Raw genomic sequence first — 13,640 nt, 5'->3', positions numbered from 1 at the left:
TGCTTATTATAATGTATTTAGTCTTATTATCAAAATACTAATTCCCTTGAAACCCGCATGAATAAAACAACTATTTAACTAGTTAACTAGTTAAATAGCTAAATAGTTAAATATATAAAAGGTAACCTATATAAAGTTCCAACATATAGGTGATAAACTCGAATACCACGTTCCTAAAAAAGTTATACACTTAAATAAATAAAAATACACCACCTTTAATATGGATGGTGTATAACAAATTATATTTGAATTAAACTAATTAGTTCCTAAATTAAAATTATTTATTATTTTTATAAAATATAACATGATCTCTCCACTTTCCATTTATGTGTAGATATTCTTTACATATACCTAGTTCATTAAATCCACATGCCTTTAAAACTCTTTGTGACTTTTCATTATCAACTAAAGTTGTTGCTTCTATTCTATGAAGTCCTAATTCTTCATAGGCATATGTTACAACTAAACTAACAGCTTCTTTCATATATCCATTTCCCTGATACTGTTCGTCCATAGAGTATCCTATAAATGCACTCTTAAATACACCGTGGACTATATTATATATACGTATTCTTCCTATCATCTTCTCTGCTTTATATATTCCAAAGTGAGCTCCTTCACCCTTAATAAATTCTTTGTAATTCTCTATTAAAGATTGCTTTTGAACTTCTACTGTATAAAATTCTTCATCTCTGTGCGGTTCAAACTTTGATAGAAAGTCCTTATTTCTCGTATAATACTCTAATAAATCACTTGCATCATCAGAATTAAGAACTCTTATACTTATTTTATTTCCTTGAATTTCTAGCTCCTTCTTATATGAATTATTATAAAATTCTTCTTCTACTATTCCAAATAATAAACTACCTTCATATTTAAATTTTGTTATAATACTATCTGATATATATCCTTCTAATTGAAATCCTAAGTTTGTAAAAGGAGTTAAACTTATTTTTTCATCACATATAATATTAACTTTATGAAGACCTTTGCTTTTTATTAAGTTATTTAGCATCAACTTTAGGGCATCTTGTAATGTTTTATTAGCATCTCTTCCACTTTTATAAAACTTTAATTTTATAATTACACCTTTATTCTCATGGTCTAAATCTAAGATTATAAATCTTCCTACTATAATTCCAGATGAATCTCTTATTATATATTTATTTGCTTCATCAGTTGCATTACTAATACTTACTTCCCTTTCACTGCTCAACTTCATTACCTCCCCTTTTAAAAATACTATAATTTCCTCTATATATTAGAAATACAAACAAGATAGAAATACTCAAGCTTATTGGTATTAAATAAAAAGTTTTTGCTGTCCCTATAATATCATTTAATCTTCCCATAATAAGATTTAGAATCATACTTATAGTGCTTGATAATGTTAAAATTAATCCTGTTATATATGAACTATTATCTTTAAAAACCCTACTAATAGTAGCTACTACTGTAGGATATGCGATTGCAAAGAATAGTCCTGTTACACATATTAAAATGAGAGCATTATGTCCAACAATTAGAGCAATTATTAATAATACACATGCAATTAGTAAAGAATATAAAACTGATTGTAAGTATCCTAACTTTTCAGCTACAAACCCACCTAATAATCTACCTATAGTAAGTAAAAAGAAAAAGGCTGACAAAAACATAGCTCCACTACTGCTAGTATAGTTATAACTTTCCATGAGGAAATTAACTATCCAATTAGACATCCCCATTTCTGCAAACACGTATGTTCCTAATGCTATAGCATAGATATACATATACTTTTCTTTAAAAGCTATGGCTATATTAAATTTATTTTCTTTTTTAATTATATTAAAATTAGGGATTTTTATAAAGAAAAATATTATTAATACTACAATAAAAATCATTGCTATTCCAAAGAATACACTTCTCCAACTTACTCCATTGTCTAAAATGTTTCCAATAGCAAATTGTCCTACCGTAGATCCAAATCCATAAAAACAATGAGCTGAATTCATCATTATTGCTTGGAATGTAATAAATAGAGCTGGTATTAGCGTATTTACTCCAATCATTACAAAAGCAATACCCATGTTTATTAAAAACATTCCAATTAATAGTACTGTATAAGTTTTAGAGAAACCTACTATTAAAACAGAGGCTATAATAGTGAACAGCCCCGTACAGATTACATTTCTTTGTCCAAATTTTTCACATAGTAGTCCACCTATATAAGTAAATATTATGTATCCTAAAGAACATACCGATAAGAGCATGCCCATACTTGTATTATTTGTATTAAAAGTCTCTTTAAATACAGGGACAAATATTCCCTTAGTGTTATCGACTATAGCAATTACAGCCATAATAATAAATATAAATATTGTTATGGCAAAACTTTGGTTTTTCTTCACTAACATCACTCCTTTTTCAATGATATTATATCATAATTAATATATGTTTTTATTGAATTGAATCCTTTATTTTTTATAGCTATTAAGTAAAGTAATTATCCTAACAAAAATATACTATTGTATATATTAATTCATTAATTAATATAAAAAAGATATAAATATGAATAAGAATAATAGACAAGCATTCAAATCAAGAATGGCTGATATATTAACCTACTGTAATATTGACATATGTTATCATCTATGTTTAATTTAAACTATAGGATATATTTCCTTAATTTCATATGTGTCAACAATATGTAAAGCTTATCTAAAATGAAAGGGGATAGTCTCATGATGAAAAAAGAAGAAATAAAAGAAAGAGTTAATGAGTTAATACCTGAACTCATAGACTCTATAAAAGAAGCTGTAAGTTTTAGAAGCGTTATAGACGAGGATAACCCTAATTATCCATTTGGTAAAAATATAGACGATTGTCTAAAAAGCACCTTAAATCTATGTGAGTCTTTAGGCTTTAAAACTTATTATGATAAGGATGGTTACTATGGTTATGCAGAGGTTGGCCAGGGCACTGAATTAGTTGGAGTTCTTGGCCACTTAGATGTAGTTCCTGAAGGAGATTTGAATTCTTGGACATACCCTCCATACGAATTAACTATAGTTGATGATAAAATATATGGAAGAGGAACTCAAGATGATAAAGGTCCTACTATAGCTTGCATATATGCAGTAAAAGCTTTATTGGACTTAGGAATCAAATTAAATAAAAGAATAAGATTTATATTTGGAACAGATGAAGAAAATCTTTGGAGAGGTATTAATAAATATAAAGAGAATGGTGAAGAAATTCCTGCTATGGGAATAACTCCCGATAGTGAATTCTTCTGTATAAATGCAGAAAAAGGATTACTTCAATCTACTTTAACTTGTAAAAAGAGTTCTAATTTAACTTTAAGTGCAGGAAATGCATTTAATTCTGTTCCTGATAACGCTACATATACAGGAACTGCAGAAGAAATTAATTCTCTTAAAAATGTATTAAACAGTTTAAATTATAAATATATTTTAAATGAAAACTCTATTTCTGTTATTGGAAAAGGTGTTCACTCTGCAGATAGTGCTGAGGGGATTAATGCTATTTCTAGACTAGCTATAGCTTTAGAACAAATGGGCTCATCATCTAACTCAATAAAATTTATAGCAAATGTAATTGGTGAAGATGTTGCAATTAAAAATCTCATACCAAAATGTGAAGATGTATCTGGAAAACTAACTGTAAATGTAGGTAAAATTGATTTAAATGAAGATATAGAAACTATATCTTTAGATATTAGAATTCCTGTTACCTATAAAAAAGAAGATATAGTTAATCCAATAAAGGAAAAAGCTTTAGAATATGGTTTAGAATATAATGAGTTCGACTGGATGGAATCCATATATGTTCCTGCAGACCATTTCTTAATTAAAACATTGAAAGAAGTCTATGATGAAGAAACAGGATATGATGGAATACCAGAATCATCTGGTGGAGCTACTTATGCTAGAGCTATAGATAACTGTGTAGCCTTTGGTATGGTATTCCCTACCTCAGAAAAGACAGAACATCAACCAAATGAATTTATAACTATGCATGATTTAGTTAAAGCTACAGAAATTTATGCCTTAGCATTATATAAATTAGCTAAATAAGCCGAATTCTTAGAGCTTTGCTCTTTAGAAATTGTTATCAATAGTCGTAATTGCTTTACCTTTCATAAAAAATAGAAGTATCGGTTCAAGTAATTATCGGATAAACATAATTTTTAAAATAAGAATCCGTCAAGTATTATACTGACGGATTTTTATATTATAAACTTAAATAAGCAATTACACTCTGCTAAAGGTATATTTTACTTAATGTTGATTTTTATTAGATTCCTTTTAATTAGCTTTCTTTAAGTAAGTCCTTTATTACTTCTCCACCTATTATCATTCCTGCCACTGGTGGCACAAAAGATATGCTCCCTGGTATTTGTCTTTTTATAGCACACTTTTTAGTCCCACCTGTACATACACACCCTGTTTTACAAGTAACCACATCATCTTGTTTTGGTTTTGTAGGCATCTCCTCAGAGTAAACTACCTTAAGGGATTTAATCTCTCTTTTTCTAAGTTCATGCCTCATAACCTTTGCAAGTGGACACACTTTAGTATCATATATATCTACAACTTTAAATTGTGTAGGATCAAACTTGTTTCCTGTACCCATAGAGCAGATTATTTTTATACCCTTTTCATTACAATACTCTACTAGAGCAATCTTTGCTGATACAGTATCTATAGCATCTACAACATAATCAACATCATCAGTAATTATTTCTGGAATATTTTCTTTAGTAACAAAAACTTGATGAGTTATTACATTGCATGCTTTATTAATTGAAAGAACTCTATCTTTCATAGCCTCAACTTTTACTTTTCCTACAGTATCATAAGTTGCATGTATTTGTCTATTTAAATTAGTTAAACAAACAGTATCATCATCAACTAAAACAATAGTTCCAACACCTGCTCTTACTAATGCTTCTACTGTAAAGCTCCCTACTCCACCTACTCCAAATACTATAATCTTACTGCCTTTTAATTTATTTAAACCATCTTTTCCTATTAATAGCTCTGTTCTTGATAATGAATGTTGTAACATTTTTGCATCTCCTTAATATGTGGTATTTACCTTATAACCTTAAAGATATTTTTAACTTTTTCCTTTAAATTATAAATAAATACATAAATTTTTATTCTCTGAATATATCAATTTTATATTTTTTACTAATATAATTCAACTGTGTATTTATGTTAAGTATTTCTAAAGCTTCATAGAAGCTAAGAACGCTGTTTATATTTACAACTTTATATACTCAAAAAAGCTAAATCTTAAAAAGTATAATTACTTTTATAAGATTTAGCTTTTTTATTTAGATAAGATATAAGTAGGTTTTACCTTTAATTTATCTTAGCTTAATTCATGAACAAAGATTCCACTTCTTAATTTTGGTTCAAACCAAGTTGATTTAGGAGGCATAACTTCTCCAGCATCAGCAATGTTCATAAGTTCTTCTATGCTTGTTGGATTCATAGAGAACGCAACTTTCATTCCTTCAGCTACTCTTCTTTCAAGTTCTTTAAGACCTCTGATTCCACCAACAAAATCTATTCTATCACTTGTTCTTGGATCTTCTATAGCAAGTATTGGTCTTAGAAGGTTTTCTTGTAGTATAGATACATCTAAACTCTTAACTGGATCTTTTGAATCATAAGTTCCATCTATAGCAGTTAACTTATACCACTTGTTATCTAAATACATTCCAAAATAACCTTTTCCTTCTGGTCTGTATTGGCCTTCTCTCTTATACTCTTCTACAGTAAACTTCTCAGAAACTTTATTTAAGAATTCTTCGCTAGAATTTCCATTTAAATCTTTTACTACTCTGTTATAATCCATTACATATAAATCATCTGCTGGGAATATAACTGATAGGAAAAAGTTGAATTCCTCTTCTCCAGTATAGCTAGGATTTGCTTCTCTTCTCATTTTACCTACTTTTACAGCAGATGCAGCTCTATGGTGACCATCAGCTATATAAAGATATTTAACTGATTTAAATAACTCTTCTAATCTTTTTACAGTTTCAGTGTCATTTATAACCCATACAATATGAGATATTCCATCTTCGGAAACGAAGTTGTATTCTGGCTCTTTAGCAGTCCATGAAGCAACTATTTCATCAATTTCTCCTACATTTTTGTATGTTAAGAAAATTGGACCTGTATTTGCATTACAATGGTCAACGTGATTAATTCTATCTTGCTCTTTTTCAGCTCTAGTGTGCTCATGTTTTTTAATTATATCATTCATATAATCATCTATAGAAGTACATCCAACTATACCAGTTTGAACTCTTCCATCCATGATTTGTCTATAAATATACATGCTTGGAGCATTATCTTGAATATAAGTTCCATCTTCTCTCATCTTGTCTAAAGTTTTTCTAGCGGTGTTATAAACTATTTCATCATATTGATTTGTTTCTGCTGGTAAATCAATTTGTGCTTTATCAACATGTAAGAAAGAGTAAGGGTTTCCTTTAACCATTTCCCTAGCTTCTTCTGTGTTCATAACATCATAAGGAAGAGCTGCTACTTTTGAAACTAGCTCTTTTGTTGGTCTTATGCTTTTAAAAGGTCTTACAACTGCCATATTTTTTCCTCCTACGTAATTAATATTATTTAAAGAAATCGAATATAGTTTGAACTATTTCTTCACCTATTCTTGTTTGAGCTTCTACTGTTGCTGCTCCAATGTGTGGTGTAACTGATACTCTTGGATGGTTAACTAGCTCTTCATTCTTAGTTGGTTCAACTTCAAATACATCAACGCCTGCTCCTCTTAACTTTCCACTATTTAAAGCTTCAAGTAAAGCAGCTTCATCTACAACTCCACCTCTAGCACAGTTAATTAGTACAGCTCCATCTTTCATAATATCAAGTTGAGCTTTACCTATTGTAGCTCCTTGCTCTTTTATGAATGGTATATGAAGAGATACATAATCAGATTTAGATAATACTTCTTCTAAAGTACCATATTCATATTTATCATACCCTTCAGCTTTACCAAGGATATCAGTATACATAATTTTCATTCCTAATACTTCAGCCTTTTGAGCTAAACATTTTGAAATTCTTCCGAAACCTATTAAGCCTAAAGTTTTTCCACTTAACTCAATACCTTCATATTTTTTCTTTTCCCATTTTCCTTCTCTCATAGTCACATTTGCAGTACTTACAAATCTAGAAACTGCAAACATATGAGCTAGTGCAAGTTCTGCAACTGATGCACTACTAGAATTAGGAGTGTTAGCAACTCTTATTCCTTTTTCAGTAGCATATGCTACATCTATATTATCTACACCTACTCCACCACGGATTATTAATTTTAATCTTCCTGTTTCACAAGCTTTATCTATTATTGGTTGTCTAACCTTTGTAGCACTTCTTACTACTACTACATCAAAGTTTTGTAAAGCTACTCCTAATTCTTCAGGCTCATAAAATTTCTCTATAACTTCATATCCATTATCTTTTAATACCTGTATTCCACTTTTCTCCATGCCATCAGTAACTAATACTCTTATCATGACGATACCCTCCTAAAATAAAATTAATTAATAATTAATTATTTAAAATCTAACTTCATCCACATACATTAAGTATATAAATTGAAAACTTATACATTTTAAACTTGTATATGAATCTTTATTACTTGAAAATTAAGAAGGGAATTACCCCTTCTTAATTATTCAAGTCCTAATATTTCGTTAATGTTCTTTAATAATTCTTCAATTTCTGCTGGAGTAGTCTCTGCCATGTGAGCTATTCTGAAAGTCTTATCTTTTAACTTTCCATATCCATTAGAAATTTGATATCCTCTTTCTCCTAGAGCTTTGTTTAAAGCTGCAACATCAATATTTCTAGTATTCTTTATGTTAGTTAAAGTGTTAGACATATATCTTTCATCTGGTAATATTTCAAAGTATTTTCTTGCCCATGCTCTAACAATTTCTCCGCCTTCTATGTGTCTTGCATATCTCTTATCAAGACCTTCTTTATTTATAATCTTATCAAGTTGATACTCTAATGCAAACATGTGAGATAATGAAGGTGTTGATGGATATTGATAATCTTTCTTTTGAATGTATTCATATAATGATAAAAGATCTAAGTATAATCCTCTATGTGGAACTTGTTTTGCTCTCTCTATAGCTTTCTTAGAGAAAGTACACATTGACATTCCTGGAGGAAGTCCAATAGCTTTTTGAGTTGAAGTAATACAAATGTCTACTCCCCATTCATCTACTTTTAATTCTGTTCCTGCAGCTGAGCTTACAGTGTCTAAGCAGAATACAACATCTGGATATTTTTTCACTACTTTAGCTATTTCATCTAGTGGGTTCATAACACCAGTTGAAGTTTCGTTGTGAGTAACTGTTATTAAATCATATTTTCCAGTGGCTAAAACTTCATCTACTTGCTCTGGAGTTGTTGGTGTACCCCATTCAACTTCATATAAATCTGCTGGTACATTGTTAGCTACAGCCATTTCATACCATCTCTTACCAAAAGCACCTACAGCAAAAACTGCAGCTCTCTTAGCTGTGCATGAACGAACAGCACCTTCCATAAGCCCACTACCAGAAGTAGTTGAAAGTAATATTTCTTCTTTTGTATTAAATATAACTCTCATGTAATCACTAATTTGTCTTTGTATTCTTGATGCCTCTTTGCTTCTGTGTCCTATCATTGGTGTAGCCATTTTTTCTAATACGTCTTGTGCCACATCAACTGGACCTGGTATAAATAATCTCTTGTGCATGATTCACCCTCCTAAAATAAAGTAAACTTTATAATTTCCAATATCTGATTTGAAATCAATTACATTTTAACATTTTTCCATAGGTTTCTCAACCATAATAAATTAAATATTGGGATATATTATTATAATTTAAATTTTTATTAAGTTTTTGGAAATATAATACTTATTTCAATCTGATTTCTTCGTATATTTCATCAAATATATCTTTTACACAATGTCCTCTTACAAAATTAGAGCAATTATTACAACTTTGTTCTAATTGCATAAGTATTTCATTTGGATAATATGATCTCTCATTATAAAATGAACAGTTTTGAGCAATTCTACTTTTAATTTCATTGGACACCATTACTTTAACACTCCTATGTATTATAATATTATATCTTTTGTATTATCATATATTTTATACCTACTTTTTAATTTAATAATCGAAACAATCTAAAACAGATTCTGTTTCTCTACAATACCTTACAATTAAACATTGCCCTAAGTTTCTAGGACATTTTTTACACATACAATTAACTTCCTTTCCATCACATTTATTTTGTTTAAAATCAGGACATTTCTCACAATTATAAACTACTATATCCATTACCATTTTTATTTCCTCTTTCTAATTTAAAATATTTCGTTATTGTTTAATCTACATAATTAAACTAGTTTAAAACAATATTATATATATGCTTATTTGTGCTTAAAATTAAAATAATTATAATATAAATACTATAGTTATCACTTATAAAAGTTGATATACTATAGAAGTAAAGCCTTATATATATTAAAAATATACACCTTTATTTGAAGAGTGTAAATAAATTCAAGGGAGTTGATTATTATAAAAGACTTTACCACTAGAATTCCACTACCCTATAAACTATTTCTATGTCTTAGTGGAATATTAATATTAGTATCTTTTCTTTTTAACTCACCACATCAGATATTCATTGGCTTAAAAAATATAATCTTAAACCCAGATATACTCATAACAGATTACATGGAAATTGGCGGTGTTGGTGCAACTTTCATAAACTGTGCACTTTTGATTATATTTTATGTAATAATGCTAATTTTTTTAAACGTTAAACCCTCAGGAACTATAATTGCAGGTGTATTTACAGTAAGTGGTTTTTCCCTTTTCGGTAAAAACATTTTAAATATCTGGCCTATTATATTTGGTATTTGGTTGTACTCCAGATTTCAAAAGGAACCATTCTCCAATTATATAGTTACTGCACTTTTTGGAACAACCTTATCTCCAGCTTTAATTCAACTAATTGGTACTACTACAATACCTCTTTATCTATCTGTTATGATAGGTATCCTTATTAGTATAGTAATAGGTTTTTTACTTCCACCCTTAGCTTCTGCTTGTATGAGAATACATCAAGGATATAGCCTTTATAATGTAGGCCTAGCTGCAGGATTAATAGGTACAGTATTAATGTCTTTACTTAGAGCTTTTGGTATTGACTTTGAAAGTAGAATTATATGGTCTACAGGCAATAATGTTCCTTTTATTATATTATTTTCAATGATATTTTTAGCTATGATAACTTTGGGTTTTTACTATAATGGTAATAGCTTTAAAAACATTACAAAAATAACGAGATATTCTGGTAGATTGCTTACAGATTTTTATCTTATTTTTGGTGAAGGAATTACTTTAATAAATATGGGGATTCTAGGACTCTTTTCAATGTTTTTAGTTGTTTTAGTAAATGGTGACTTGAATGGTCCAACTTTAGGTGGTATATTAACTATTGTTGGGTTTGGAGCCTTTGGTAAGCATCTAAAAAATATAATCCCTATAATGTTCGGTATAATATTATGTACTTTCTTTAATATTTGGGAAATAAACTCGCCTAGCGTTATTCTAAGTTTACTTTTTGGTACAACTCTAGCTCCAATTGCAGGTTCTTTTGGATGGCTGTGGGGAATAATTGCAGGAGTATTACATGCTTGCCTAGTAATGAATATTACATATTTACACGGTGGAATGATTTTATATAATAATGGCTTTTCAGGTGGCCTTGTATGTATGTTCTTACTACCACTAATTTCTGCATTTAGAAAGGAATATTAATTATGAAACACTTACGTCAAAGAAATATAAAAATACTTAGTGAGCTAACTAGTTACTTAGTTAGAATTGGCTGTAGTGATCTACATATAGATTTTAATACTAAGGGTGATATTACCTATATCAGCTTTACCAGTGTAAATCCTGATATTAGTGAGCAAATACTAAATGATTTGACATCTCAGTTAAACATGCCAAGGAGACAAGATATTGAGGAGTATTACTGGGCTCTTAATGGAGATAATGATTCCTCTTCTGAATTAAGTTTAGTAGGCATGATGACTGATTCTGTGGATGTAAACTACACTAATGACGTATTAAAAATTAGTTTAACTAGATTAAAATAATTTTTAACACATTTTATAAAAATAAGTATAGGTAATAAAGTTTACCTATACTTATTTTAAATTTTTAGCTAATAAAGCAGCTCCAATAGCTCCAGCAAATCTTGCACTATCTTTTGTTTTAACCTGTGAGCCTAATTTTTCAGATAAACTATTTACTATATATTCACAGTTGCAAAGTCCACCAGTTAAAAAATAGTTTTGTGCAGTAGAATGCTTACCACATATGGTGGCTACTTTACTTACGATTGAATCTACAATAGCAAATGCAATATCTTCTTTCTTTCTACCAGTTCCTATTAAACTTATAACTTCTGATTCCGCAAATACAGTACACATAGAACTTATACTTGCATCCTTTCCATCAGTTGCTAACTTACATAATTCATCTATATTTACCCCTAATGTATTAGCCATAATCTCTATAAATCTTCCTGTTCCTGCAGAACACTTGTCATTCATTGTGAAATTCGTTATAAGTCCTCCTTCTACAGTTATAACCTTGGTATCCTGACCACCAATATCTACTACAGTGCAATCTTCATCATATATATAAGCAGCTCCTTTACCATGACACGTTATCTCAGTTACAGTCTTATCTGCATAGGGAACCGATACCCTACCATAACCTGTAGCTATGATTTTTCTATTTTTTTTGCTTATACCTCTATCATCTAATATACTTTCTATTTTTTTTGCAGTTTCTAAACTACTCCATCCTGTAGGGATTACAAAAGTATTATTTATTATATCATTTTCAAATATAGCTACCTTTGCAGCTGTTGATCCTATATCTATACCGATGTAAAACATATGCTCCCCCCTAACTTAAATTTTAATTAACTTTCTACATAAACAAAATCTCTTTAAAAAAGCCCAACATATGAACGTTGAGCCATGAAAAGGAAAATATTATGTTTTAGAAATTGTTTAGATATCTGATTACATTATTATATTATCATAATATTAGGCTTTATAGCTTTTGAATTTTAAATAGTAATTCACTCTTCTATTACATATCTAAATGGATACTAAAACGTCTACTGGTTTAGTAAGCTCTATAAAGTTTTCACCTAAACTACACTCATAGGCAAATACATCAACTCCATTACCTTTAGCAAACCTTAATGCATCTGCAAATGCCTTATCCATTTTGTCATTTGGTTTAAAAGTACTTATATTATCCATTTGAATTAAAAATATAACTCCTGCACCTCTACCTGAATTTTTCACCTCTATTAACTCTAAAAGATGTTTACGACCTCTGTCCGTAGGCGCATCTGGAAACATACTATGTCCATTTTCCTCTAAAGTTACTCCTTTAACCTCTAAGTAATATTCTTTTCCACTTTCATTAGTTAACTTAAAATCAAATCTGCTATTACCAAAAGTTTTTTCCCTACATATAGTCGTATAACTTTCTAAGCCCTTAATCTTCTTATTTATTAATGCTTCTTCTACAATTTTATTTGGAGCTTGAGAATCTATGTTTATTAACTTTCCATTTTTATATCCACCAATTAGGCTAAATCTAGTCTTTCTATTAGCTCCATTCTCTGTTCTTATTAATACATTGCATCCTGGAATTAGAATTTCTCTACATCTTCCCGTATTAGGTACATGCACCAACTCTTCTTTACCATCTATTATTACATATCCTTGAAATCTATTAGGTCTTCTTACAAATTCAACAACCCTAGTTTCTTTATCAAAAATCATATTTTTATCCTCCATGTTTATTTAAAATTTATATAACATTTTATATAAATATAATATTTATCCACAAATAAGCTAAAATTCCTTAGAATTTATCCACTTATAATTCTAATATGTTACTAATTATTTGATTTTATAAGTATTTATCTATATCTTTATTTTAATTATACTATGATTAAAATAACTTTAGCATGATATTATTTTTATATTAAATAATAAGAAAACCTCCTGTTTATAAAAACAGAAGGTTTTCTTATCTATATTATCTGGGGTGGAGGATGGGACTCGAACCCACGACAACCAGAACCACAATCTGGCGCTCTACCAACTGAACTACATCCACCATATTTGGAGCGGGTGAAGGGAATCGAACCCTCGTAACTAGCTTGGAAGGCTAGCACTCTACCATTGAGTTACACCCGCATATTGGAGCGGAAGACGAGATTCGAACTCGCGACGTTCACCTTGGCAAGGTGACGCTCTACCACTGAGCCACTCCCGCATAATCAAAATTTCATTTTTAGACATAAAAATAACTGAATCACATTATACTTGCCTGCTTTAATTTAGCTCATATCTAATTCAGCATATTTATAATATTGGTGGCTCACCGGGGGATCGAACCCCGGACACCATGATTAAAAGTCATGTGCTCTACCGACTGAGCTAGTGAACCACATTAAAAACCTGGCAACAACCTA

Annotated in this window: 13 protein-coding genes and 4 tRNA genes; 3 read left to right on the top strand and 14 right to left on the bottom strand. The window is 29.7% G+C overall.

Translation table 11 applies throughout. The annotated features are described in order from the left end of the window. Window positions 1-277: 277 nt before the first annotated feature. Both B3B03_RS02305 and B3B03_RS02300 read right to left on the bottom strand, forming a co-directional pair. Complete coding sequence (locus B3B03_RS02305) at window positions 278-1,222, bottom strand: GNAT family N-acetyltransferase (protein WP_414632828.1); 945 nt, start codon at window positions 1,220-1,222, stop codon at window positions 278-280. Continuing rightward, the gene (locus tag B3B03_RS02300; protein WP_346876375.1) at window positions 1,206-2,390 is read right to left on the bottom strand and encodes an MFS transporter; all 1,185 of its coding nucleotides are present in this window, start codon (window positions 2,388-2,390) and stop codon (window positions 1,206-1,208) included. Before B3B03_RS02300 ends, B3B03_RS02305 begins: the two co-directional genes overlap by 17 nt. Before the next feature lie 333 nt (window positions 2,391-2,723). Between B3B03_RS02300 and B3B03_RS02295 the strand changes: the two genes are divergently transcribed. Further along, window positions 2,724-4,079, top strand: a complete 1,356-nt coding sequence (locus B3B03_RS02295; RefSeq protein ID WP_346876374.1) for a M20 family metallopeptidase — start codon at window positions 2,724-2,726, stop codon at window positions 4,077-4,079. 235 nt (window positions 4,080-4,314) lie between these two features. On the opposite strand, the gene B3B03_RS02290 is transcribed toward B3B03_RS02295, so the two are convergent. The 6 genes from B3B03_RS02290 to B3B03_RS02265 form a co-directional block, all read right to left on the bottom strand. Further along, window positions 4,315-5,073, bottom strand: coding sequence for a tRNA threonylcarbamoyladenosine dehydratase (locus B3B03_RS02290; protein ID WP_346876373.1), 759 nt, complete (start codon window positions 5,071-5,073; stop codon window positions 4,315-4,317). 309 nt (window positions 5,074-5,382) lie between these two features. Further along, a complete protein-coding gene (locus tag B3B03_RS02285; protein WP_346849294.1) occupies window positions 5,383-6,627 on the bottom strand; it encodes a DUF1015 domain-containing protein in 1,245 nt (414 codons plus the stop codon). Between the two features lie 25 nt (window positions 6,628-6,652). Further along, window positions 6,653-7,564, bottom strand: a complete 912-nt coding sequence (locus B3B03_RS02280; RefSeq protein ID WP_035135216.1) for a D-2-hydroxyacid dehydrogenase — start codon at window positions 7,562-7,564, stop codon at window positions 6,653-6,655. 158 nt (window positions 7,565-7,722) lie between these two features. Further along, window positions 7,723-8,799, bottom strand: a complete 1,077-nt coding sequence (locus tag B3B03_RS02275) for a pyridoxal-phosphate-dependent aminotransferase family protein (RefSeq protein ID WP_035135214.1) — start codon at window positions 8,797-8,799, stop codon at window positions 7,723-7,725. A gap of 163 nt (window positions 8,800-8,962) precedes the next feature. After that, window positions 8,963-9,148 (bottom strand): hypothetical protein, encoded by a 186-nt coding sequence (locus B3B03_RS02270; RefSeq protein WP_035135212.1) that lies wholly within the window; start codon window positions 9,146-9,148, stop codon window positions 8,963-8,965. A gap of 72 nt (window positions 9,149-9,220) precedes the next feature. Further along, window positions 9,221-9,397 carry a hypothetical protein gene (locus B3B03_RS02265; protein WP_167403159.1) on the bottom strand — a complete coding sequence of 59 codons (177 nt, stop codon included), beginning with the start codon at window positions 9,395-9,397 and terminating at the stop codon, window positions 9,221-9,223. 228 nt (window positions 9,398-9,625) lie between these two features. Here B3B03_RS02265 and B3B03_RS02260 point away from each other — a divergent pair, with 228 nt between their 5' ends. Both B3B03_RS02260 and B3B03_RS02255 read left to right on the top strand, forming a co-directional pair. After that, the gene (locus B3B03_RS02260) at window positions 9,626-10,882 is read left to right on the top strand and encodes a DUF1576 domain-containing protein (protein ID WP_346876372.1); all 1,257 of its coding nucleotides are present in this window, start codon (window positions 9,626-9,628) and stop codon (window positions 10,880-10,882) included. Between the two features lie 2 nt (window positions 10,883-10,884). Beyond that, complete coding sequence (locus tag B3B03_RS02255; protein ID WP_035135210.1) at window positions 10,885-11,226, top strand: hypothetical protein; 342 nt, start codon at window positions 10,885-10,887, stop codon at window positions 11,224-11,226. 51 nt (window positions 11,227-11,277) lie between these two features. Here B3B03_RS02255 and B3B03_RS02250 read toward each other — a convergent pair whose 3' ends face one another. From B3B03_RS02250 to B3B03_RS02225, 6 genes are all read right to left on the bottom strand, one after another. Then, window positions 11,278-12,036, bottom strand: coding sequence for an acyl-CoA dehydratase activase (locus B3B03_RS02250; protein ID WP_346849293.1), 759 nt, complete (start codon window positions 12,034-12,036; stop codon window positions 11,278-11,280). Between the two features lie 207 nt (window positions 12,037-12,243). Further along, complete coding sequence (gene sfsA / locus B3B03_RS02245; RefSeq protein WP_346876371.1) at window positions 12,244-12,942, bottom strand: DNA/RNA nuclease SfsA; 699 nt, start codon at window positions 12,940-12,942, stop codon at window positions 12,244-12,246. A 264-nt stretch (window positions 12,943-13,206) separates the two neighbouring features. Next, window positions 13,207-13,282: transfer RNA gene (locus B3B03_RS02240), tRNA-His, on the bottom strand. A 6-nt stretch (window positions 13,283-13,288) separates the two neighbouring features. After that, window positions 13,289-13,362 (bottom strand) — tRNA-Gly (locus B3B03_RS02235). Window positions 13,363-13,366: 4 nt separating this feature from the next. Next, a tRNA-Gly gene (locus B3B03_RS02230) sits at window positions 13,367-13,441 on the bottom strand. Window positions 13,442-13,539: 98 nt separating this feature from the next. Further along, a tRNA-Lys gene (locus B3B03_RS02225) sits at window positions 13,540-13,615 on the bottom strand. Between the last annotated feature and the right edge of the window lie 25 nt (window positions 13,616-13,640).

It is taken from the genome of Clostridium sp. UBA5712, from assembly GCF_002419845.1.
Taxonomy (GTDB): Bacteria; Bacillota; Clostridia; order Clostridiales; family Clostridiaceae; genus Clostridium_J; species Clostridium_J sulfidigenes.
Note: the sequence above shows the minus strand (reverse complement) of the source record. Positions and strands in the feature narration are given on the sequence as shown.